The sequence below is a fragment of the Eisenbergiella sp. OF01-20 genome, from assembly GCF_003478085.1.
GTDB lineage: Bacteria > Bacillota > Clostridia > Lachnospirales > Lachnospiraceae > Eisenbergiella.
The window spans coordinates 137987-160559 of record NZ_QUES01000006.1 but is presented as its reverse complement, the minus strand read 5'-3'; the positions used below and the strand labels follow the sequence as shown (position 1 = coordinate 160559).

General features: G+C 50.2%; 19 protein-coding genes. 5 read left to right on the top strand and 14 right to left on the bottom strand.

Annotated features, from left to right (window positions below; all coding sequences use genetic code 11):
• Positions 1-69: 69 nt before the first annotated feature.
• From DXA36_RS10375 to DXA36_RS10365, 3 genes are all read right to left on the bottom strand, one after another.
• Positions 70-2352, bottom strand: coding sequence for a helix-turn-helix domain-containing protein (locus tag DXA36_RS10375; RefSeq protein ID WP_118678826.1), 2283 nt, complete (start codon positions 2350-2352; stop codon positions 70-72).
• A gap of 372 nt (positions 2353-2724) precedes the next feature.
• Entirely contained in the window at positions 2725-3042 is a 318-nt protein-coding gene (locus DXA36_RS10370) for a hypothetical protein (protein ID WP_147366569.1), read from the bottom strand.
• Between the two features lie 138 nt (positions 3043-3180).
• Positions 3181-4359, bottom strand: a complete 1179-nt coding sequence (locus DXA36_RS10365) for a glycoside hydrolase family 88 protein (protein ID WP_118678822.1) — start codon at positions 4357-4359, stop codon at positions 3181-3183.
• A gap of 259 nt (positions 4360-4618) precedes the next feature.
• On the opposite strand from DXA36_RS10365, the gene DXA36_RS10360 reads away from it, so the two are divergent.
• Entirely contained in the window at positions 4619-5962 is a 1344-nt protein-coding gene (locus tag DXA36_RS10360; RefSeq protein ID WP_118678820.1) for an MATE family efflux transporter, read from the top strand.
• The gene (locus DXA36_RS10355) at positions 5950-6936 is read left to right on the top strand and encodes an aminoglycoside phosphotransferase family protein (RefSeq protein WP_118678818.1); all 987 of its coding nucleotides are present in this window, start codon (positions 5950-5952) and stop codon (positions 6934-6936) included. Before DXA36_RS10360 ends, DXA36_RS10355 begins: the two co-directional genes overlap by 13 nt.
• Here the strand turns inward: DXA36_RS10355 and DXA36_RS10350 are convergent.
• Together DXA36_RS10350 and DXA36_RS10345 are read right to left on the bottom strand one after the other, a co-directional pair.
• Positions 6933-7553 (bottom strand): sugar O-acetyltransferase, encoded by a 621-nt coding sequence (locus tag DXA36_RS10350; RefSeq protein ID WP_118678816.1) that lies wholly within the window; start codon positions 7551-7553, stop codon positions 6933-6935. The two genes, DXA36_RS10355 and DXA36_RS10350, sit on opposite strands and share 4 nt — an antisense overlap.
• 41 nt (positions 7554-7594) lie before the next feature.
• Positions 7595-8950 (bottom strand): MATE family efflux transporter, encoded by a 1356-nt coding sequence (locus DXA36_RS10345; protein ID WP_118678814.1) that lies wholly within the window; start codon positions 8948-8950, stop codon positions 7595-7597.
• A gap of 261 nt (positions 8951-9211) precedes the next feature.
• Here DXA36_RS10345 and DXA36_RS10340 point away from each other — a divergent pair, with 261 nt between their 5' ends.
• A complete protein-coding gene (locus tag DXA36_RS10340) occupies positions 9212-10144 on the top strand; it encodes an AraC family transcriptional regulator (protein ID WP_118678812.1) in 933 nt (310 codons plus the stop codon).
• Here DXA36_RS10340 and DXA36_RS10335 read toward each other — a convergent pair.
• Positions 10139-10672, bottom strand: coding sequence for a methylated-DNA--[protein]-cysteine S-methyltransferase (locus DXA36_RS10335; RefSeq protein WP_118678810.1), 534 nt, complete (start codon positions 10670-10672; stop codon positions 10139-10141). The two genes, DXA36_RS10340 and DXA36_RS10335, sit on opposite strands and share 6 nt — an antisense overlap.
• Positions 10673-10935: 263 nt before the next feature.
• On the opposite strand from DXA36_RS10335, the gene DXA36_RS10330 reads away from it, so the two are divergent.
• On the top strand, positions 10936-11190 hold the full coding sequence (locus tag DXA36_RS10330; protein WP_118678808.1) for a TfoX/Sxy family DNA transformation protein: 255 nt from the start codon (positions 10936-10938) through the stop codon (positions 11188-11190).
• 81 nt (positions 11191-11271) lie between these two features.
• Here the strand turns inward: DXA36_RS10330 and DXA36_RS10325 are convergent, their stop codons facing one another.
• Together DXA36_RS10325 and DXA36_RS10315 are read right to left on the bottom strand one after the other, a co-directional pair.
• Positions 11272-11979 carry an SDR family oxidoreductase gene (locus DXA36_RS10325; RefSeq protein ID WP_118678806.1) on the bottom strand — a complete coding sequence of 236 codons (708 nt, stop codon included), beginning with the start codon at positions 11977-11979 and terminating at the stop codon, positions 11272-11274.
• A gap of 484 nt (positions 11980-12463) precedes the next feature.
• The gene (locus tag DXA36_RS10315; protein WP_118678802.1) at positions 12464-13522 is read right to left on the bottom strand and encodes a uroporphyrinogen decarboxylase family protein; all 1059 of its coding nucleotides are present in this window, start codon (positions 13520-13522) and stop codon (positions 12464-12466) included.
• Positions 13523-13635: 113 nt separating this feature from the next.
• Between DXA36_RS10315 and DXA36_RS10310 the strand changes: the two genes are divergently transcribed.
• Positions 13636-14454 carry an AraC family transcriptional regulator gene (locus tag DXA36_RS10310; RefSeq protein WP_118678800.1) on the top strand — a complete coding sequence of 273 codons (819 nt, stop codon included), beginning with the start codon at positions 13636-13638 and terminating at the stop codon, positions 14452-14454.
• Between the two features lie 26 nt (positions 14455-14480).
• On the opposite strand, the gene DXA36_RS10305 is transcribed toward DXA36_RS10310, so the two are convergent.
• From DXA36_RS10305 to DXA36_RS10280, 6 genes are all read right to left on the bottom strand, one after another.
• Positions 14481-14903, bottom strand: coding sequence for a GNAT family N-acetyltransferase (locus tag DXA36_RS10305; protein ID WP_182479004.1), 423 nt, complete (start codon positions 14901-14903; stop codon positions 14481-14483).
• A gap of 388 nt (positions 14904-15291) precedes the next feature.
• On the bottom strand, positions 15292-16092 hold the full coding sequence (locus DXA36_RS10300; protein WP_118678796.1) for a nucleotidyltransferase domain-containing protein: 801 nt from the start codon (positions 16090-16092) through the stop codon (positions 15292-15294).
• Between the two features lie 4 nt (positions 16093-16096).
• Complete coding sequence (locus DXA36_RS10295; protein ID WP_118678794.1) at positions 16097-17785, bottom strand: glycoside hydrolase family 2 protein; 1689 nt, start codon at positions 17783-17785, stop codon at positions 16097-16099.
• A 99-nt stretch (positions 17786-17884) separates the two neighbouring features.
• The gene (locus tag DXA36_RS10290; protein ID WP_118678792.1) at positions 17885-18799 is read right to left on the bottom strand and encodes a glycosyltransferase family A protein; all 915 of its coding nucleotides are present in this window, start codon (positions 18797-18799) and stop codon (positions 17885-17887) included.
• 276 nt (positions 18800-19075) lie between these two features.
• Entirely contained in the window at positions 19076-20302 is a 1227-nt protein-coding gene (locus tag DXA36_RS10285) for a hypothetical protein (RefSeq protein WP_118678790.1), read from the bottom strand.
• Between the two features lie 26 nt (positions 20303-20328).
• On the bottom strand, positions 20329-22542 hold the full coding sequence (locus tag DXA36_RS10280; RefSeq protein WP_118678788.1) for a sensor domain-containing diguanylate cyclase: 2214 nt from the start codon (positions 22540-22542) through the stop codon (positions 20329-20331).
• Positions 22543-22573 lie beyond the last annotated feature (31 nt).

Genomic DNA, 22573 nt, shown 5'->3' with positions numbered 1-22573 from the left:
GACAAAATCGAATGATTTTATCAACCTTTTTTGATGATTTATTAAATGAATATACTTTTTTATGGAAAGTTATCTGCCGCTTTTCAGCTGGCCGGGCGTCGCCCCCGTAAACTTTTTGAAAATACGGATGAAGGTGGAGCTGTCTCGGAAGCCGACGCGCTCCGCCACCTCCACAACACTGATTCCATCCGCCAAAAGCTTCTCCGCCTCGTCAATTCGGGTCTGGTTTATGAACTTCAAAAGGCTTTCCCCGGTATCTTTTTTGTAAATGGAAGACAGGTAGGCAGGGGTCATGTGAAAATAAAGGCCGGTCTGGGATATATTCAGATCCGGATTCGTGAAGTTCTCCTGAATATATTCCCTTACTTTTTGGCACAGCTGCTGATTCTGTCCGCCGGCTCCCGCCTGGATTTCTGGTATCCTGCAAAGGTTTTCCACGGAACGGGCGAATTTTTCCCTTATTTTTTCAAGCGGCAGCTTCATGGAGATACCATCCGGCCCCGGATTCTCACCGGAAGCATCCCCTACCTCCCAGGCCGCTTTTATGACGGTTCCCATCAGATCAAATAAAAGACATTTAAGCATTTCCGGTGACGCCTTGATCTCCAGGAAATTTACATCCAGGATTTTGTTGATATAAGAAATGGCAAGGGGTGCGTTATGATTTTTCACAGCGGCAATAATTCGTTCCTCCTGCTCTGTGGAATAATCATATTTTTTGTGGGAGCTGTTGCGGATTTCCCGATAGCTGATATAATCCGGATCGAGGACAGACACGAATTCCTCCGCTTCCCGCGCTTCCATATAAGACAGATGAACCCCCTCAAGCCCTCTGTGCGCTTCCCCTGCCAGAACGGCCACACGGAAATTGAAGTTTTCGGCGATAAACTTCTGCATGGTATCCGCGATCCCGGCCAGCTGCTCTTCGTAAGGCCCCTCTTCCATTCCGATATGTATGATCATGGCAACCATATCCCCCAGCTCCACCTTTTCCAGGAAAAAGCGCTCCCCCAGGCCCTCGCCGAACACATTGCCGATAATAAATTTCCGCAGACTGTTTTTCTGGATATATTCCTCCTGGCTGTCCTCCCGGTCAGGTATATCCTTGACCATAAAAAGCAGAACCAGGTTCCTGCCCTCCCGGAACTTCCGGCAGATCATCTCCCTGTCCGGGGTGTCGTCGCTTTCATCATAGGAATTCAGCAGCAGATCGGTGAGGTAGTACTGCTTTACCACCTCCTGGCTCCTGCTCACCATCTGTTTAAAATCGGACCGTTCCTCCAGAAGTGACATGGCCTTTTCCTTCAGATACAGATATTCATTGTCCACATCCGGGCTTTCCTCGTCGTGTTTACGGAATACCTCCAGCAGTACCTTCAACGGATTATAGTTGATTTGTGTCATCCGCGACGCCGTCCAGAAGCCGGTCAGCAGACATATCATAATACCCGCCAGGAATATATTCTTCATCCTGCTGGCAGAACCGCTGATCATTTTTTCCGGCATCAAAAGGACATATTTCCAGTCAAAAACGGTAGAAAATACAGTACGCATGATATACGTCTCCCCATTCCAATCCGTTTTCTGATCCCTATCCTCCGCCAGCTCCTCATAATGCACTTCCATCCCGGGATACCCCTCCGGGCGGTTCATAATCTGGTCTTCTCTGTTGATAATGACCCAGTCCAGTCCCGATTCCCAGGATGCCAGCTCAATACTGCTGTTGAGCACATCCAAATCCAGCCACAGACCAATCATGGCGGAGGATTCCCCGAAATCCCCTTTCAGGTTGGTCATGGTCAGAAGCAGGGCCGGCCGGCCGCCTGTCCACTTGGCATTCATGCGGATGGAATCACGGAAATGATACTCCGACAAATGTGTTTTCAGCTTCTCCGCCGAAGCTTCATCCCCTTCAAAGCAATACAATTCACAATACATGGGAAAATCCATATTTCCAAAGGAAGAGACCACCTTGTTGCTGTTTTTAAAGTACACCATGATATCCTTGCAGAAATTTCCCTTTTTATTAATGGATACCTGAAGATCTGAGATCTCATTCTGCAGCTGATAAAGCTGGTACGAATTTTCCGATCGGAATTCCCCCCGCACCGCGGACAGCTGCTGGACATTTTTATTAAGTGCCAGCTGGATCAGCGCATTTTCATAATATTCCAGTTCCCTGTCACACGTATTTTTAACCGTCTGGATCAGGCTGTAATTCGAAGCATCCGCCTGCTCCTTTGCCACCCGGTACGCATAAAAATAAAACAGAATCCCCATAGTAATAGGAATCAAAAAAATGAATGCATAAGATAGATAAAGCTTTCGGTACGCCCTGCCGTTCTTTCTCATAATGCTTTCTTCCTTCCGCCCGCCTCCGTCTTACTGTACCGGCACCTCCCAAGGCCCGGAACAAGCCACATATAATTGATTTTATCACAATACCCTTACTAAAAATAGTATAAATTTCCAATTTTTGATTACCTGAAAGGCCTGGGTTCCTGCCGCCACCCGTAAAACGGGTGCTCGATACATGGGCTGTAAGCCGATACTGCCGGACCGCGACCCAAGGCGCCCGGACTTTGGGGATAAGGGGAATTATACCCGTTTAGAGCAAAAAAACAGAAAGAAAAGAGGACCCACGTCCCAGCATTGCTGAGACGATAGTCCCTCTTTCATATTCAGGCTGTTTTTTCACAGCATATTTTCCGCCATTCTGCCGGTTCATACATGGAGTACTTCGCCGCCGTACAGCCGTTCGCCCTCTTTTGCCCCGGCCACATCGAAAACACAGACATTTCCGGTACCGAAGCACGATCCGGCAATGACGGCATCTGAACTGTGGAATACCTCGTCATGGCAGAGTATTACCACATAACTCCTTCCGCCTGCCGTAATCTTTACGGCCTGTGCCTCCTCCCCGCTCAATGTTACATGCCGTGTATGGCTCCGGGTTTCCAGAAGCTGCACCTGCGCCGGTTCCGTAAGCGGATCCCCGCCGTTGATAACGGTAATCATGCTGGCAAAGACGGTATGCGGCATTCTGTTTTCCCCGGAAGGTTATCAGGCTGTCCGTTACCGAAACGCGGCCTTCCGGCACAAAATAACAGGAATCCGGCCTGTCAAAATTTTGTTCCAGCGTCATGTTTCTTCTCCTTTTTCTTTATCGGAAAACTTGCATCAATACCAGTAAGGTTTCCAGTCCATGGAAAGCCTTGTGAGCGCTTCCATATAAAAGTAATCGCCCCAGATGACACATTCGTCCACGCCGTTGTTAGGGCAGGTATTATAAGGAGAACTCTTTGCGTAGGTTCCATGGAAAAGCAGGCCGTTGGACTGGGACGGATCAGTAACCGCACATTCCGTCACCAGCGCATACAGAAGCCGTTTTGCCATTCCCGTATAATAAGCCGCCTTCTCTTCAGGAAGGTATTTGCTCATCTCAAGCATACCGCAGGCCGCGATGGCCGCTGCCGAAGAATCCCTCGGCTCCCCGCTGCCGTCACTGAAATCAAAATCCCAATAGGGTACCATATCCCCCGGCAGATGCTCCAGGAAATAGTCCGTTACCTTGCAGAAAATATCGGCATATTCTTCCTCCCGAAGGAATTTATAAGCAAGGGCGGATCCATATATGCCCCATGCCTGTCCCCTGGCCCAGGCGGAACCGTCGCGGTAGCCCTGATGGGTAACCCCCTTCTTGGGTTCTCCCGTATTCACATCAAAGAAAAAGGTATGGTAGGTGGAATGATCCTCCCGGATAATATTTTTCATTGCTGTCTTGATATGTGCTTCCGCTTTTCCGGCATATTCCGTATTCCCGGTCACCTCTCCGGCCCAGAACAGCAGCGGCATATTCAACAGACAATCGATGATCAGGCGGTAGTTGTTTTCCTCCCCCAGCTTCCCCCATGCCTGGAAAAACTGTCCCTTTTCATGGAACCGTGTCATGAGATTATCCGCAGCCATGATCGCCGCTTCCTTTCCGATCTCATTCCCTGTCAGCTTATAAGCCGCAACGCAGGAGGGACAGTATAAAAAGCCCATGTCATGATGATCCACGCCGTCTTTTTCCTTAATCCTCCTGTAAAAGTCCGCCACTTCAATCTCCGCTGTTTTCTTAAGCGTTTCCTCCCCGGTCTTTTCATAGGCCAGCCACACCTCGCCTGTCCAGAATCCCGGCGTCCACTCATAATTGCTTCCCGGCCGGTAAAAATGGTTTACGCTGGCGGACGGCGGAAATTTGTCCGTAAATTCGGCAGTTGCCGCTTGAATCAGTTCTGCCGCCTTTTCATAGGCCGATTTCAGCATCTCCCCGTCAATTTCTTTGTGCTGCAGCAGTGCTTCTCTTGTCTGCATATCCCTCTCCTCCTCTTATTTATGTATCTGCCCAACCAAAGCCGTGAGGCAGCTTTCTCTTTTATTATAATGAATATACGCCGTAAAGTATATTGGCAAAACTGAAGATAACATTTACATTATTTCGGTTTTCAGGCGATGGCCGCACTATTGCGGTTTACCGCCACACCGATACGGTTCTTCTGGATTTCCTCTTCTGTTTCCTGTAAAATAAGAAAGAACGGTTCCTCGTCATACGTTTCAGGGAAAGGACTATGGGATGAAAAAAGCTTCCCGCACAAACAGCCTGGAAACAGCTTCGGTGCCAAGGCTGATGCTCGCCATGTGCTCGCAGACCACATTCTCCATTCTGCTTTATAATTTTTATGTCATGACGGATACTTTTTTTGTATCCAGAACAGCCGGAAGCCTGGCCAGCGGGGCAATCGGGATATTTTCCCCCGTACTGGTACTGGTGGGCGGAATCAGTTCCACCCTGGGAACCGGCACCGGATCTGTGATTTCCAGGAAACTGGGAGAAGGATCTTCCCGGGAAGGGAAAGCCGTTGCAGGCTGTATGATCTGGATGTGGCTGGCCGGCTCCGTCGTCATCACCGCCGCCGGCCTGCTGTTCCTGAAGCCTTTGCTGACGGCCCTGGGCTGCACGCCGCAAATACTGCCCTATGCGGTGGATTACGGTGCTGTCCTGCTGCTCGGGACCGTATTCAGCACCGGATTTTCAGGCGTGATGCGGGCGGAGGGGGATATCGGCTACAGTATGCTGCAATGGGCAGTCCCGGTAACGGTGAATTTAGCGCTGGATCCCCTCTTTATCCTCGTTTTTTCCATGGGGATCCGGGGCGCCGCCTGGGCTACCTTCCTTGCACAGGTGGTATCCGCAGGAAGCAGTATGTACTATTTTTTCTTCCGGAAATCCACTCCCTGCCGGCTCGGATTCAGGGAGATCCGGTGGAACCGGCTAATCGGGAAAGAAATCCTGTCCATCGGGCTTCCCTCCTTTCTCAACAACCTGGGAAACAGCCTGGCAGTGGTTGTCTGTAACCATGTGCTCGGTCAGGCCGGAGGAAATCAGGCCATCGGCAGCTTTGCCGTTATAGAACGGCTGCAATCCTTTTTCCTCACTCCCTTTTCCGGGATTATGCAGGGCATACAGCCGGTTATCGGCTTTGACTGGGGGCGCAGGCGTAAGGACCGGATCCGGAAAACCATGACGTATGCGCTGGTCACAGGCGTTGTCTACGGCCTCCTTCTTACATGCCTCTGCTATCCCGGTTCCCAATGGCTGATCCGCCTTTTTACCGATGAAGCGGGTATCAAACGTACCGGCGGGCAGGCCCTGCGTATCCTGTGCCTTTCCTTCTGTCTCAAGGGTATCCTGCCTGTGGTGCAGGCCTTTTACCAGGCCCTTGGCATGGGGAAAAAGGTACTTTTCCTGTCACTTGGCAGCATCTTTGCTATACGGATTCCCCTGCTTTTCCTTCTGGGGATGGCCGGAAGCATACATGTTGTCTGGTACGCCTTTATTCTCAGCGATATACTGACTGCAGCGTGGTCGGTATACAGCTGCCACAAATTTCAAGGAGATAAACTATGGAAAGCTTAACGAAAAACCGGCAGAGCGACGACATGATCCGGAAAATGACCGCAAAATTTTTTGCCCCGGATGAGCTTGCCGGCTGCCGGGAACTGACAGAAGGGTATTTTAATGTAGCCTATGAAATCACCTTAGAGAGCGGCCGGCAGACTATCCTGAAGGTAGCCCCTCCCAGGGACGTTCCGGTTATGTCTTATGAGAAGAATATCATGTGGACGGAGGTGGAGGCCATGAAGCTGGCGGCTTCCCGTCCCGGAATCCCGGCCGCACAGATTTTGGGCTTTGATGACAGTCTTACGCTCTGTCCTTCCCCTTATTTCTTCATGGAAAAGCTGGAAGGTTCCAGCCTGTTTTCCCTGAAAGAAAGCCTTACAGAACAGGAAATCCGGGATATCTATATCCAGACGGGTGCGATCCTGCACCGGATCAATGAAATCACCTGCCCCTGCTTCGGTTATCCCGGCCAGCCCGCGTTTCAGGGTCCGGAATGGTACCCTGTTTTCTGCAGCATGCTGAAGCTGGGCGCGGAGGATGCGCGCGCCAGGAATATTGATTTGAAAATTCCGGCGGATAAACTGTGGGATTATCTGGAAAGGGATAAGGAGGTATTCCGGGAGGTAACCGTTCCCCGGCTGGTCCACTGGGATTGCTGGGACGGCAATATTTTTGTAAAAGACGGCAGGGTCAGCGGGATCATTGACTGGGAAAGGTGTCTCTGGGCGGATCCCCTCATGGAGGTAGGCTTCCGTACCTATGGAGACAATTCCGATTTCCGTAAGGGCTACGGCCTGGAACACCTTACCGCCTCCCAGCAGCGCAGGGCGCTGTGGTATGACATCTATCTTTCTCTGCTGGTAGCCCTGGAATGCGAATACCGGAAATACGAGACTATGGAAATGTATGACTGGTCAACGGGAATTCTGACCGAAAAATTCAGGGAAGCGGCAGACGGATTGCAGGAATGTGTTTTGAAAACACGCTAACGCAGGCTGGCCTCTTCCGCCAGATCCTGCTGCGTGATTTCCCGGTCCTTATAATAATACAGCCTGTCCCTCTCATTGATTTCCCGCAGCACCCGGCAGGGATTCCCCACTGCCACAGAATTCGCCGGAATATCCCTGGTCACCACGCTGCCGGCGCCGATCACGCTGTTGTCACCTATGGTTACACCAGGGCAGATCACGGCTCCCGCCCCGATCCAGCAGTTATCCCCAATGGTCACAGGATCCGTATACATATACTCCCTCATATCCGGACAGATAGGATGCCCCACCGCAGCAATGGTGACAGCAGGCCCGAACATAACCCGCCTTCCGATGGTAATTCTGCCGTCGTCTGCAAAATTGCAGTTGAAATTCAGATAACTTCCCTCTCCTATCGTGATGTGGGTCCCATAGCAGCAATAAAACGGCGGTTCCACCCACGCATTGGTCACCCTGCCGAACAGTTCCGTCATTGCCGCCATCCGTCCGTCCAAATCCTCCATAGCGGACGCATTGAAAGCATTCATCCGCTTCTTGCACAGCTTTCTTTCTTCCGGAAGCCCTTCGCAATAATCCGTGTATAATTTTCCGTTTGCGATTCTTTCTTTCATTGTCATACTTTTTCCCCTCCATTTTCTACCGGCATAAGGTTCCTATTTTATATCTCATCCCTGGTCAGGTTCCTGACCCAACCGTATTTTTTGTAATGCAGGTATACCCCAGGCAGCTTTACAAACTCATCCAGATTCAGCAGAAAATATACTGCCAGAACAGGCAGCTTCAGCACAAACGCCGCAACCATGCCGAGCGGGACTATGATAACCCACATCGTGATCAGATCGCACAGGAAACCAAATCTGGTATCCCCGCCCGCACAGAAGATTCCGGCTATCGCAGTGGAATTGACGGATTTTCCTATCATATAGTAAGAGCACATGATAAGCATACCTTTCAGATATCCCTGGGCCTGCGGGCTCAGGTTTCCGGAGGCCATCAAAATCAGGGGACTGCAAAGGAGCAGCAGCGCGCCGGACGCTGCTCCGGCGAGTACCGCCAGCCTGCACAGCCTTCCCCCGTATTCCTTTGCCCTCTCCAGCGCGCCGGCCCCCAGTTCATTTCCCACAAGGATACCGCTTCCGGATCCGATGCCCAGGCAGAGACAGGCCACCAGGTTTTTCACAATATTGGCAATGGAATTGGCTGCTACCGCATCGCTTCCCAAATGGCCCATAATAACAGAAAACATGGTAAATCCGCATCCCCACACCAATTCATTTGCCAGAACCGGCGAGGTATAGTGCCAAAAATCTTTTTGCAATACGCAATTGGAGTCCTTCAGATATTTCCACCGTATGCGCACAACGTCCTTCTTTGCGCTTTCCGCGCAGACAAGAAGCAGCTCCAGTCCTCTTGCGATGACCGTAGCAACAGCCGCACCCCGGATTCCCATTTTCGGAGCACCCAGAAGCCCGAAAATAAAGACCGCATTCAACAGGATATTTGTTACCATGGATATGGAACCAAAAACCGTACTTTTCCCCGTCCTGCCGCTGTTTTTCATAATGCACAGATACATCTGGGAAACACCGGCAAATAAATAGGACCAGCTTACCGCCTTCAGATATATGGTTCCAAGTGTAACCAGCGTATCGTCATTTGTAAATATCCGCATCAGCAGCCGCGGGAAACCGATTGCTCCCACAAAAAACAGAGCGGACAGCAAAACGGATAACTTCAGCACAATTGCCAGTATCCGCTCTACCGACTGGATATCCTTCTTCCCCCAATACTGTGCCGCCAGAATGGTGCCCCCAATCGTAAGCGCCGCCCAGAAAAGACTCAGCACAAACTGTACCTGGGTCGCCAGGGAAACCGCTGAAAGGGAATCCTGATCCAGCAGGCTGAGCATGATCGCATCCGACGCACTTACCATAGCAGACATCAGATTCTGCAGTGCGATAGGCACTACAAGAATAAGAAGTTTCTTATAAAATACCTTGTTTTCTTTTTTCATATCTTCTCCCGGCAGTTGTAGTGTGTTACCGTACAGACCTGTCTGAACGGTTTCGGAAAGCAGTTACCGTTCACTCCGTGATCAGTAACGGACAGCAGCCCCGCCGCCATCTTTTTCAGTATAGTATTTGATTTTTTGAAATAATAGCAATATAATAGCTTTTTAGTATAACAATCGTATTTTTATTCGGTAAACCAGTCCTCCATCCAGCTGGAAACGCTACTGACAAGATGGAGTACCAGCAGTACGTAAGAGGGTGCCATGGAAAAAATTGATGTTGATATTATGCAGGACACTTCAGAAATCGTTCATTACGACGCGACAGGAATCCCCCTTTATATCCGAGTCGGGGAGTTATCCTTTTATCCCGGCAAAAAGGCCCTGTGCCACTGGCATGAGGATATAGAATTCATACGGATACTGAAGGGAGAAATGAATTATTATATAAACGGGCGGAATGTGCTGCTGAAAGAAAAGGACGGAATTATGGTGAATGCCAGACAGCTGCATTACGGCTATTCCGTCAGCCAGCGAAACTGTACGTTTATCTGCGTCCTGTTCCACCCTTCCTTATTATCCGCAAACAAGCCGCTGTACCGCAAATATGTGCAGCCGGTATTGGAAAACAGACGGCTGGAATATCTGTATCTGGATTCCTCCCAAAAAGAGGCTTCCCTTATCCTGTCCTATTTGGATCAAATCTGCGCACTTAAGGACAAAGGGGAGGCCGGCTATGAACTGGAAATTGCGGGACTGCTGCATCTGCTGTGGCGGAATGTCTTTCTTCCTGCCCAGGGCTGTCTGCCGGAGGAGGAAGACCCCAAAGCCTCCGATATCCGTCTGCAGAAAGATATGGTATCCTATATTTACCAGCATTTTTCCGAAAAGATAACCCTGGAGGATATCGCCGCTTCCGGCGGGGTATGCCGCAGCAAATGCTGCCGCATATTCAGGCATTATCTCCGGCAGTCGCCGGTTGATTTTGTGAACACCTATCGCCTGGAGGTGAGCTCCTATCTTCTCAAAAACACGGATAAGACGATTACGCAGATTGCCGTTGACTGCGGATTTAACCACCTGAGCTATTTTTCGGAGCTGTTTGCCAGACATTTTAAATGTACGCCCAGGGAATACAGACAGCGGGCTTCTATTTCCTCTTCCGTATTACCACCACATTTGCCGAACCAATCATAACGCCGTTCCTTTCCCCGGTACAAAAAACCGGGACATATCCACTTTCTCCAGGGTAAGCAGCTGCACCTTTTTATTTATGCCCCCCGCATAGCCTGTGAGGCTTCCGTTCGCCCCCACCACACGGTGGCAGGGAATCATCAGCGAAATGGAATTGTGCCCTACTGCGCCGCCCACAGCCTGTGCGGACATTTTAGGCAGCCCTTTTTGCTTTGCAAGCCTGTCTGCAATTTCCCCGTAGGTCATTGTTTCCCCATAAGGAATTGTCAGCATTATTTCCCAAACTGCCTTACGGAATGGGGTTGTATTCATACACAGCGGCGGTGTAAAACCGGGGTCCTTACCGCTGAAATAAATGGCAAGCCAGCGGGCCGCCTCCTCAAATATGGGCAGATTCTTTTCCTCATGTTTCTCCGGAAGTGTATCGCCAAAGTATTTCTGTCCGTCAAACCATAAGCCCGTAAGCTCTGTCCCATTGCTTGAAAGCGTGATACCGCCCAAGGGTGAATGATAATGATATATATAGGTCATCAGCCTGTACCTCCATTCCTGTAAATAATACGATAACACTGTTCCTAATCGCCTTGTCTCCTGTCTTGACTTACTTGTCGCCATATATTATGATATTATCATAATTTAAGGAGATATCATACTAAAATATCGTCGGATATATAGAATTCAAGTAACTGTGAGGGTACTGAACAGTTACGAATTCAATTCATCAGCCAAACAGCATCCTGCTGCTTGGCGTTATTACAATCCGGTATAGCAAAAAACAGAGAGGTTTGGAAATTATGACAGAACTGGCATCCATGCGTAACATAGGAAAAGAAATAGAAAAAAAGCTGAAAACCGTCGGCATCTGTTCCGCGGAGGAACTGATACAGACAGGGAGCAAGGAGGCTTTCCTGCGAATGAAGCTGCGTTTTCCGAATGTCTGCCTGGTTCATCTGTATACCCTTCAGGGTGCAGTTGATAATATCGATTACAACCAGCTGACGGATGAAGTCAGGCAGGATTTAAAAAACTTCAGCGACGGTCTGAAATAGAAAAATTCCGGCACAGCGGAAGAAGGCTCTCCTTCTCCCGCTGCGCCGGAATTGTGATCGGCCTGCTTTTATTTTCGTATTTTACCAGGGAAATTGGATGCCGTTATGATCCATAAAGACAGCGTCGTTACGTCCTTCCCTCACATCCTCCAGCAATTCCGTCAAACGGCAAGCGGTTTCGTAAGGATCCTGGGTCGCCGCCTGTCCCCCCATATCCGTACGCATCCAGCCGGGGTGGACGGCGATGACCCTTATGCCCTTATCCTTCAGATAGTTGTGAAGCAGCTTGGTTCCCATATTCAGGGCCGCTTTGGACATACAGTAATCAAATTCCTTAATCCTTCCTGCCGTACCGATACTTCCGCTTTCGGAGGAAATATTGGCTGCCAGGCCGGAATTGCCCTTCAGCAGAAGGGGAAGAAACGCCTTCACCACCCGGAGAGGCCCCACCGCATTTACATTATAAACCGGCAGGCAGTCATCCAGATCGGTATCCTCCAGTTCCAGAAAAGAAGTATCTGAATGGATTCCCGCATTGTTTATAATAATATCCAGATGATCCGTACAATCTGATGCCGCGGCGGCAGCGTTTATTACCGACCGGGTATCGGATACATCCATCCGCAGGGGTATCAGCAGGTCACCGTACCTTGCCTTCAGCTCCTGAAGCCCTGGAGCCGCTTCCTCCCTGACACCGGCGAAAACCGTACATTCCTCCTCCAGATATTTTCTCGTGAGGCATAACCCCAGCCCCCTTGAAGCCCCTGCAATCAAAACATTCTTATTCATATCTTTCCTTTATCCTTTCTTTTCTTTAATGGCGTAAAAGCGCAAGTATTTTGTCGGCCTGTTCTTTCGGCACCGTGCTTTGATCCAGCAGGGATTGTAAATACGCTTCCGAATTCTTTCCCATGCCATTTTCCGCCGATAAATCCGCACCTGCTTGCAGGAAACGTTCCCTCCGCTGCGGAATCGATCCGGGCGCTTTCTGCTTTTCAGATACAAAACTGCGAAAATAATGCTTACGAGAAAAGCCGCCGCTCCTATGACAAAAATCCCCGGCAGAATCCAAAAAATAAAATTAAGCAGAATAACACTGAAAAAAGCCATCGTCCCTCTCCTCTCCAAAACAGCTGCCGTTATGTATCATTATACATCCCTCCGCCGTCACTGTCACCTGTTTTACCTGAAGCGGACTTATGCTATCCGGCGGCCGTTCAACAGAGAATGGGACGGCTGTCCCTGCCCTGCAGGCACGCTTCACAGGACGGGATTAACGCTTTCTGAGTTTCTCAAAGATTTCGTTATAATACAGGCAGTTTTCCACCGGTGTATTGGGCGGAATATGGTTTCCCACCGCCATGAAAAAGCCGGGACAGGACTTTCCGATATCCATACAACGCTTCACCTCATTGTAGATATCCTCCCTGCTGCCGCTCAGGAGAATCCTGGTGTCCGCATTCCCGATAAAGGAATGGGTTTTTCCATATTTCTCCGCAACATACTTCATATCCGTAGTAGGTTCCATCACAAAACCGTTTACCCCGCAGGCGGCAATATCATCAATAAACTCCGTATAATTCCCGTCGGAAGTGAAAATAATCTTCTTCCCGGCTTCCCGCAGAGGCGCAAAAAGCCGTTTATAATTAGGAAAAATATACTCCCGGTACCAGTCAGGTCGTGCAAAGGCACCCGATGTCCAGGTAATATCGTCGTGCACCTTTACCACCGGCGCATCACACAGGGCAAGCGCATTGAAATACTGCTGTATCCATTTTCCATACCGGTTTGCGGTTTCCCCGAAAGCCTTTGCATCAATCCCCATGGCCATCAGCAGGATATCCCAGCCGAAGATTTCCAGAAGGCCGGAAACCATGGTGATATACACCCCCGTCGTATTGACGGCATCCGGCGTCATCTCCATTTTACTGCGGTAATCCTCATTATACATGGCAACCAGCTTTGCTTCCTCCAGACTGCCGTATACTTCCTCCGGTGAAAACGTAAATGCCTCTTCCGGATCCTCAAAGGGACATTCCACCCGGCTGCTGTAATCCGTTCCATCCGCAGCATATTCCGCATGTCCCATACGTGTCCTGCACCGTTCCAGGGCATCCGCCCCCACGCGTATATTCCAAACAAACCCATAATCCCATGCCCTGCGGAATGCACTGGCCGCACGGCACTGCACCTCGAATGGACTTTTGGAATCCACCTCCATGCCTGTGACCCGGCGTACCAGATCCCAGTGGAAATCCGCGGAATATTCCGTCCGGGGTACCTTTTCCGGCATTTCCAGACAGATAGCTTCCATTCCTTCTTTATATGACATCACTTTTTCCTCCTCATACCGCTTTATACACTGGATTTTCAACCTAGAATCTATTATAATAGCTGCTATGGAAATGTACATTGTTTTATGGAACAGAAAGATGGACTTTTGAAATGAGCAACCAATCCTTTTCCCTGCTGAACACCGACCTGAACCGGCTGGATATGCGTATCGTCGAAAACGGGATATTCCATGGCGATAAAAGCTGGCGCTTTAATGATGTGATATCCTCCTTCAACCGGCTGTATTTTATCCAAAGCGGAAATGCCTATATTGAGCGGGACGGTCTCCGCTGTCCCCTGCTGCCCAAAAGGATGTATCTGATCCCGGCAGGCACCAGGTATAATTATGTCTGCACCTCTCAGATCCAGAAATTTTATATCCATTTTGAGCTGGAGCTTTTTCCGGGAGTGGATATTTTCAACGTGCTAAGGGACTATCTGGATGCTCCCTGTCCGGACGGCTGTCCGGAGGATCTGATTACCTTTGCACAAAACGGCTCCCTCTCCTGTCTTCTGCGGCTGAAATCCCTGTTTATGGAACTGATAGCCGGGTTCCTTGCACAGGCGGTCGGAGAAAAAGGCTATGGAAATAACTATGCCGGCTTTTACCGGCAGCATGCGGTTCTGAACTATATTACCGCCCGCCTGAGCGCCGGGCTGCGCGTTTCCCAGGTAGCGCAGGCTCTCGGGATCCCCCGCCATATCCTGTCCCGCAGCTTCCGTCAGGATACCGGTATCGGGTTAAAGGATTATATGGAACAGCTTCTTCTCCAGGAAATTAAAAAACGGATGCTGACCACAAAACAGCCCCTCTGCCAGATTGCAGAAGAGCTGGATTTTTGCGACGCTTATTATCTGTCACGCTTTTTCCGGAAGTACGAACAAATATCTCCCAGAGAATACCGGCAGCGCAGGACCGGGCAGGAGTAGTGGCGGGTATTCTTTTTTATGCCGCCTTATGCATCTATTTCCATCCATTTTTTCATTCCGGAGGAACCGCAGGAAAAACCAAATTTTTCATAGAATTGCTCTTTCCCTTTTACTGCGGTTAAGCCCACTTCTATTGCAGTGCCCGGCAGCGCAGTGCTTTTAATATATTCTATTAGCCTGTTTACAATACTTTTTCCGATTCCCATTCCCTGGTATTCCGGAAGGACAATAATTTCCTGCAAATACCAATACATTGCCCCATCGCCCACAAGGCGGCCCATTCCAACCACTTTTCCCTCACTATATGCGGAAACATTGAATAATCCATTTTCCAACGCTTTTTCCGCCTGTTTGAGAGGTCTGTCCATGAATCCTGCCGCTACCTTTAATCGTATAAAATCTTCTGCACGTAACGAATTATCCAACAACACAAAATGTACCTTTTCCACGATATTATCCTCCGCATTCCTCATTTTTCCGATATAACGTAACTACGATGGCACTGTATGATCCAACAGAACCCGTTTACCGCCATGCTACAGCAGTCCGTATTCCCTATAGAGTTTTTTCCTGTATTCTCTGTCTTTCGCCGCTCTCAATAAATCTTCTGTCCGGGAAGCGGTCAGCAGTTTTTCAGTTAATGCAGCAAATTGTTTATCACCCCTTTTTTCTCCTCTGCGTTCCCCCTGTCTGTCCTGAAGTTCTGAGGCTACATCTCATTAGCCTCTATCAGATTCAACCTATAGTTCGCAAGAAAAGGACTCCTTTTAGTTATCAAACTGTCCTATCAGGCAATTCCGGGTCATCGCAGACAGCACATGCCGGCTAAATAAATTATCAGATTGTCGGAGAATGTATACAGATTTCCCTAAGCTCCCGGATCATATCCCCGATATAGCGTTGCCCCTGCCCGTCAAACAGATGGGCAAACAGTCCATCCAGATTTTCCTCAAAATGGGCGGGAAGAAGGCGGCACTGGGACAGGCAAAGGGAAACCAGCTTTTTCTCTCCCGGGTGGGTCTTTTCGTTCAGGGCAAAAATAACGTCAAAATAGCTCTCCAGGAAAGCGGCGGTACGATGGTTAACACTCACAAAATCCCCGCGCTGCCGCGCTTTCTTTATCTGCATATCATATGAAGGGAGGACTCCGCCCAGCAGCTTCAGATTCCGTTCGATAATGTTATGCTTCAGGATTTTGGGATAGGGGACTGCATATTCCTGTTGTAAGGCCGCCAGCCTCCCGTCCCGGTCATACAGGATCCGGCAGGTATTGAGATTATGCCACATACAGGTGGTATATCCATTGGATGCATTCCCTTCTTTTACCACCCATCGCAGTCCCCTTTCAAAATCGGGGAGGCTGCGGTAGATAATATCCAGATCTACCCCATTTTTCAGACGGCAGTTATCTTCCCTTTCCCAATAGCGGTTATCGATTTCCATACGGTCGCAGTAGGCTGCCAATATGGGTTCCCTTTCCCCGGCCGTAAGCTCCCCGCATACATACACATAGACGTCATAGTCCGATTTCTCATCTGCATTTCCGGCAGCCCTGGAGCCTCCCAGCGCTATGGCCTCCACACCGGGACAGGAGGCAAGCCTGTCCCACAGTTTTGTGATATCCAATGTCTGCTCCATTTCCTTATTTCTCCTGAAAATAGTTTCCGAAACTGCGGTAGCTTTCCTTTACGGTTTCATAGGCCAGCTTTGGCCTTCTGTATTCATCCACAATCCCTTTGTTGTTCATCGTCCTGGGACGCGAACCGAACCAGCTGTCGCATACGCGCACGTCACAGAACTGCCAGATGTAAAGGCCGCTGCATCCTTCCCGGGTAAGAACTGCCTGAAGCTGTTCCTTCAACGCCCGGACCTGGTATTCCTCCGACCATTTCACACAGGCAGGGGTACGGTAGCCATAGATGGCCCCCGCTCCGATTTCCGTGATCAAAAACGGCTTTCCCGCGCCCTCCGATCCGCTCTGTACCCACTGGTAAAGATCTTCCAGATAATCCGCCACAGATGTATCATGATACCATTTGGGATAAATATTATAGGACACTACCTCCGGGAATCCCAGGCAGATATCTGTCTTGAAACGGCAGCTGGAGGAGGAACGGGGACGGAAGGGATCCAGGGCGGCTATCAGCGCATATTGGGAAGCATAGCAGTCCCGGCCATATTCCGTATCGCTTGCACACTCATTTAATATCCCCCAGATATAAATGGAAGGATGGTTATAATGTGCGGTGATCATCTCCCGGATGCAATCCTCACACTGCTGTTCAAAATGAGGGTTGCGCATGTTTTCTTCAGAAAGCCCCCTGGCATGGTTTTCTTCCCATACAAGGATCCCCTGCTCGTCACACAGATCCAGAAACAGCTCGTCGTTAGGGTAATGCACGGTGCGGATGGAGTTCGCCCCCATATCCTTAGCCAGCATCAGATCATACTGCATGGCGGTAAAAGGAAGGGCACAGCCGAACTGGGGATGATCCTCATGTCGGCAGAAGCCTTTTATCCGCAGCCTGCGGCCGTTGAGCAGAATATCCTTTCCCTCTGTCCTGATCTCCCGGAACCCTGTCCGGTCAATGAGATCATCAATAGCCCGCTGTTTCGTACTGAGCACCGCGGAAACCGAATACAGCACCGGGGCTTCCGGCGACCAGCATTCCGCCCAGGGGCAGGGCACTTCCTCTGTAGTAAAACATCTTGTTTCTTCTCCCGCAAGAACTGCCGGAAGCACGGCAAACGGATATCCGCCGATTTCTACCGCAAGGGACCCTTCAAATCCTTCCCCGGAAAGGTTCCTCACACAGATTTCCGCTTTGCCGTACCAGCCGTCCTTTCTCAGGAACGGGGTCACATGGATCCAGCAGATATAAGCCTCCTCCAGTTCCTCCAAAACCACACCGCGGGAGATGCCCCCATAAGACTGGTAATCATTCGGTACATGGAGGGCGGAATCCGGCCCGAAGGAGTTATCCGCAATCACTTCCAGCCGGTGGGTCCCCGGCCTGATCCCTTTTATTACCGCGTCGAAAGGCGTATAGGCATTATAATGGGAAGCCGCCTGCTCCCCGTCCACCAGCACCGATGCCGTATGGCTCACTCCTTTAAATTCCAGCCGGATATTGCCTTTTGCTTCAAACTCCCTGGAATAAACAGCCTTTCCCCGGTATGAAACCGTGTCCGGATACGTTTCCCAGCAGCCGGGAACCGGAACCAGGCAGTCCCTGCCCTCTCCCTCTTCCCCCAACGTATGGAAATTCCATAAGGCAGAGGATAACTCCGTCGTCTTTCTGATCTTGTGGGTGTCAAAAGTACGTATCATAGCCCTTCCCTTTCTTTTTTCGCCAGTTATGATCAAATCCGGCAGACCGCTTTTTGACTGTGGCCTGCCAAATTCACTCTTTCCCTATTATAACGCTTTTTATTCCCGATTTCCATCTTTTCGATCCGACGCTTTGCGTCCCGGCGGCGGTAATTTGGCTTTCCCGTTCACCCCCCTGCCGATCTGCTTCCGTTTCACAGGAAACTGCAGCGTATTTCCTCTGCTGGACCGGATATAATCCAGAGCGCCCTCCAAATCCTTTTCTCCATGAATATGATACGCCGGATATGTCGTATCCACAAAAAGGGGAATATCCATACTTCCGGACCGGATACAGAAAAACAGGGCTTCCTCCTGCTGCGCCGGATCCCTGGCCGGAACGAAACGGATTCCTCCTTCCATGGACGCCCTGTCTATATAGGTGCAGCTGCCCAGCCCTCCGGCCTCATACACTCCGGATACCTTCAGACGATCTGCAAACTGGCGTTTCCTGCGGTCCGCTTCTTTTTTATACAAAGCTGCGTTTCTTTTATCCGAATTCGGCGCCCTCTCTTCCATAAGCCATGCATTTGGCCCGGAGGAATGCCCGGCATTGCTTTTCGCCCAAAACAGTTCTGAAATGACCCCTTTTTTAGCCGCCCTTAAATATTCCACCAGTTCGGGATGCACAATCAAATCGGAATCAACAAGAAATACGGCATCATAGTCATTCTGCATGGCATACCGGATAATCCGGTTCCGGTATCCGGCAACGCGTACAAGCTGTGTTTCTTTCCGTAAAGCCGAATCCTCCGCCGCAATTCCCTTCACAGACGGCAGAACCGTAACCGAGGAGCCATCCCTTTTAAAGTCTGCCAGAAGCTTCCCTGAAACTTCACTGTCATTGTCATCAATGAAAATATAATCTATATCAAATCCCTCATGCTCCACACTTTTCAGGGAAATCAAAAACGCCCTCAGGACACAGGCTCTCTCCCGCACCGGGCTGCCGATCAAAACTCTTTCCTTTGCCATCCATACACATCCTTTCTAAAACAAATCCGGTTTCATTTATTATCCTTTTTTCGGGATGTTATCTCCCATTTCGATACCCCTTACTCTTTCTTCTCCCTTTCGGGAAAAATAAAAAGCCACTTTTATCAAAAAAGTGACTTTTGTCAGGCTTCCATATTTTGTACGGTCAGCACCCGTTCACCAGAGACTGCCGATGTAATAAGTATAACAGCAAAGGGAAGCAATGTCAAACTTATGTTCTGATGTATGTGCGGAAGGCTGCATACATATTAAATCCTATTGGGCCACCAGCTCCATAGCTGTTTTCTCCCATTCGAACAGGCATTGCGGATTCCCATTCACCGTACTGATATCCTTCAGCACCAGTTCGACGCTGCAGCGGTTCCTCCGGCATGCGGCAAGGATATGTGACAGTTCCCGCCGTACCTCTTCCGTGTCCGGCCTTCCCAAAGACAGCCGGGAGGGATTTGGTTTGCCGGACAATACGTACCTGGATCCGATACGTTCCGCCGCCACATCCACATCTGCCCAGGGCGTGATGGATATTTTCCGCAGATTGGGAATCTGTTCCAGGATATCGATTTTCTGATCCAACGGTTCACAGCAGCCATAGTAGACATAGCCGAAAGGTTCCATGGCTTCCTTCATGTACCGGATATCGAATTCTTCATGCATCTGCGGGGAAACCGCGGCAAATATCTGGGCAAGCCCCCGCCCCCATACTTTTTTCAGATTATTATGGGCCAAATCCCCCGCTTTCTTCTGCATGCCGGAGGTCAGTGCCGAGGCACAGTGGCAGTACATGGCATCCATGTCAATCAGGTTCAGCCGCTCATACTGCTTTACCGTATTCAGGAAAATATCCGTCAGCCTGCGGGCCAGCCCATGCATGAATTCCGGCTCGTCCAGCAGGCCGAACAGCAGATCATCCGCCCCCATAAGGGTCGCAATGGTATCCCAGGTTTTGCATCCCAGGCCATAGCCGGTCGCTTCGCCCACCAGCTTCACGGGCAGGATATCCCCCACCGCTTCCCCCACCTTTTCCCATTGTCTGCCTGTTTCCTGCCTGTCGTAGGTAATGACGGGATCATGGAGCATATCCGGCCCTTTTTCCCGAAACACATTATGGTATTTGTGGGAACTGATCTGTTCCCCTTCAATTAACTCCTCTTCCACCTCCACACCGATTCCGGTGGAATGGATTACCTTTTCCACGCCAATGTAATCCGGCAGCACCATATCCGCCGGCATATGCCTCCACTGAAAAAGGATCCTGCGCAGCCGTCTCTCCAGTTTACGCAGATCCTCATCCGCACAGCGCAGGGTAAGCTCATCCCCGGTTTCCATTTCTCCCCAGGGTATTTCATCAATCAACACTATGGGACGGATCATATGCAGATCATTCACCGCTTTGTGCAGCCGGATTTTCTCCTTGTTTTTATCACTGTATGCAGCCTGTGCATATTCCGCTGCCAGCTCCCTGATTACTAAAATATCCTTCATTTCACATCCTCCCTTGCCTTCCTCAGTTATCTGGGCTGATCGGTATCCTGCATGTGTTTGTATTCCGTAATATCAAAGCAGGTCAGAAGGCTGGCATTATGCTCTCCCCACTTCATGGAAGCGGCCCGGACTCTGGTCCACACGTTATACCGGGGATTATAGATCTCTCCGTCACCTCCCGTAAGAGGGCAGTTTTCACAGGGCCTGCTATTGCAGAAAAAAGCCTGATGGCAGGTCATGCCTTTTCTGGCCGCAGGGTCCAAATCCCGGGTTTTGTGGTTCAGATACAAAAGCTCATAGCTGGTTTCATCGATCACATAGATATAGGCATCCTGTACATCCAAGATCGTATTAAGCCGGATGGCGGTCTGCCTGTCACGGTCTATGCTCCTTTTTTTCTGCAGGAAGGTGGTCAGCACCTGGGAAATCAGGGACAGCATCCCCACCTCCTCCTTGGTCCACAGTCTCACGCCAGTACATTCGTCGAATCCCACAAAACCGCGGAAGGTTTCTCCCTCCCGAACAGCACACTGCAGGGTGGAACGGATTCCCTGCTTTTCAAACAGCGCCACCTGAGCCGGCTTCAGGGAACGGATATCCCGGCAGTAAAATACGGACCCGTCCCGGAACAGATCCTTATAACCGTCCAGCCCCTCATACGGAATATGCTGCAGCTCCTCCTTCTGGGGAAGGATCCCTTCATTGCACCACTCATAGGTATTATCCGCGTATTTTCCGTCTTCGCTGTTTTCAAAAATATACGCCCGGCTCACGTCAAAACGTTTTCCCACGATTTCCAGCACCAGCTGGATAGACCGTTCCAGATCGCTGGTATCGTACAGAATCTGGAATACATAATTCACCAGATCCCCCGGGATCCCTGAAAAACGCTGATCCGAATCAATGGCAGCTCCCAGGGAGGAATAGCCGGGCCGCGCAGCGGAATCCCCGCCGTGGGATTGATACAGCCTGTACTGATCCTTTCCCCTGGTTTTTGCCTGGTACAAGGCAAGATCCGCACTACGGTACAGGGAAGGGAAATCTGTCCCATCCTCCGGATAGAATGCCACTCCCACACTGCATCGAACCGTAATCGCCTGTTTTTCCTCCAGGAACAGATTCCGGAAAATAGAAAGCAGCTCATCCGCTTTCTCCTCTCCTGTTTTCCGGGACGGGATATTCTTTAAAAAGACCGTGAACTCATCTCCGCCTATTCTTCCCACCACATCGTCCTGCCGGGCCAGCTTCTTCATGCCCGCCGCCAGTTCCGAAAGCACCGCATCCCCGAACAGATGCCCGTAACAGTCGTTGACCTGTTTGAAATTATCCGTATCGATCATGAACAGGGCACAAAGCTCCTCCGGCTCCTCTTTCAGGTACCTGCGGATCTGCTGTTCCGTTTCTTCCCTGTTATACAGCCCGGTTAAAGCATCCCTTTCCGCACGGCGGCGGAGTGTGTCGATCATCTGTTTTTCCTTATCGATATCGGTAATAACCCCGACCACTTTCAAAGGTCTGCCGGAAGCGTCATATTGATCGGTTGACCTCACCCTGCACCAGATATAGTTCCCGTCCGAATTCCGGATGCGCACTTCCTCTGTGGAATAAGCGGCGCCCTTCTTCATATTGTCGATAAGCTTCAACAAAACAGCTCTGTCCTCCGCATGGACGTGCGGAAATTCTTCTTCGCTTCCGTTTCCGTGATACACGGCTTCATATCCGAATTTCTTTTTCCAGTTTGAAGAAAATACCAGTGTGTCCGCAGGGATATTCCATTCAAAAATAATATCTGTCGTCTGATCCATAATGATCCGGTGGCGTTCCAGCGACAGACGCAGTTCCTCTCTGGCATTGCCGGATTCCGTGATATCCTGCAGCACACAAAAAACCTGACAGGAACCGCTCTCCTCCCGGAGAAGCCGCATACTGTCAGCCACCCATTTATAGCTCCCGTCTTTGCAGAGAAGACGGAAGCTGTATGATTTGTTCTCGCTCCTTTCGTCCAGGGAAAGGAGCGTATCCGTCATTTTCCCGCGGTCTGCGGGATTTATCATTTCCGCAAGACGGTTTCCGAATTTTTCTTCCAGCTCCTTCCGGCTGAATCCGGTCAGTTCCAGGAAGCTCCCGCTTATTTCCGTCATGGTACAGCCATTCTCCCGGCTGCACAGGCAGGCTCCCCCGGGAATGCTGTTAAAAAGGATCTGATAATCATGGCTGTGCTGCCCGTTTCCATTGCCCATGTCTATCTTCCTCCCTGATCATATTATATTT

What these genes read in the sequence shown, in the direction of transcription:
- DXA36_RS10375 (WP_118678826.1), bottom strand. Translation starts at nt 2,352, where the DNA reads ATGAGAAAGAACGGCAGGGCGTACCGAAAGCTTTATCTATCTTATGCA.
- DXA36_RS10370 (WP_147366569.1), bottom strand. Translation starts at nt 3,042, where the DNA reads ATGCCGCATACCGTCTTTGCCAGCATGATTACCGTTATCAACGGCGGG.
- DXA36_RS10365 (WP_118678822.1), bottom strand. Translation starts at nt 4,359, where the DNA reads ATGCAGACAAGAGAAGCACTGCTGCAGCACAAAGAAATTGACGGGGAG.
- DXA36_RS10360 (WP_118678820.1), top strand. Translation starts at nt 4,619, where the DNA reads ATGAAAAAAGCTTCCCGCACAAACAGCCTGGAAACAGCTTCGGTGCCA.
- DXA36_RS10355 (WP_118678818.1), top strand. Translation starts at nt 5,950, where the DNA reads ATGGAAAGCTTAACGAAAAACCGGCAGAGCGACGACATGATCCGGAAA.
- DXA36_RS10350 (WP_118678816.1), bottom strand. Translation starts at nt 7,553, where the DNA reads ATGACAATGAAAGAAAGAATCGCAAACGGAAAATTATACACGGATTAT.
- DXA36_RS10345 (WP_118678814.1), bottom strand. Translation starts at nt 8,950, where the DNA reads ATGAAAAAAGAAAACAAGGTATTTTATAAGAAACTTCTTATTCTTGTA.
- DXA36_RS10340 (WP_118678812.1), top strand. Translation starts at nt 9,212, where the DNA reads ATGGAAAAAATTGATGTTGATATTATGCAGGACACTTCAGAAATCGTT.
- DXA36_RS10335 (WP_118678810.1), bottom strand. Translation starts at nt 10,672, where the DNA reads ATGACCTATATATATCATTATCATTCACCCTTGGGCGGTATCACGCTT.
- DXA36_RS10330 (WP_118678808.1), top strand. Translation starts at nt 10,936, where the DNA reads ATGACAGAACTGGCATCCATGCGTAACATAGGAAAAGAAATAGAAAAA.
- DXA36_RS10325 (WP_118678806.1), bottom strand. Translation starts at nt 11,979, where the DNA reads ATGAATAAGAATGTTTTGATTGCAGGGGCTTCAAGGGGGCTGGGGTTA.
- DXA36_RS10315 (WP_118678802.1), bottom strand. Translation starts at nt 13,522, where the DNA reads ATGTCATATAAAGAAGGAATGGAAGCTATCTGTCTGGAAATGCCGGAA.
- DXA36_RS10310 (WP_118678800.1), top strand. Translation starts at nt 13,636, where the DNA reads ATGAGCAACCAATCCTTTTCCCTGCTGAACACCGACCTGAACCGGCTG.
- DXA36_RS10300 (WP_118678796.1), bottom strand. Translation starts at nt 16,092, where the DNA reads ATGGAGCAGACATTGGATATCACAAAACTGTGGGACAGGCTTGCCTCC.
- DXA36_RS10295 (WP_118678794.1), bottom strand. Translation starts at nt 17,785, where the DNA reads ATGATACGTACTTTTGACACCCACAAGATCAGAAAGACGACGGAGTTA.
- DXA36_RS10290 (WP_118678792.1), bottom strand. Translation starts at nt 18,799, where the DNA reads ATGGCAAAGGAAAGAGTTTTGATCGGCAGCCCGGTGCGGGAGAGAGCC.
- DXA36_RS10285 (WP_118678790.1), bottom strand. Translation starts at nt 20,302, where the DNA reads ATGAAGGATATTTTAGTAATCAGGGAGCTGGCAGCGGAATATGCACAG.
- DXA36_RS10280 (WP_118678788.1), bottom strand. Translation starts at nt 22,542, where the DNA reads ATGGGCAATGGAAACGGGCAGCACAGCCATGATTATCAGATCCTTTTT.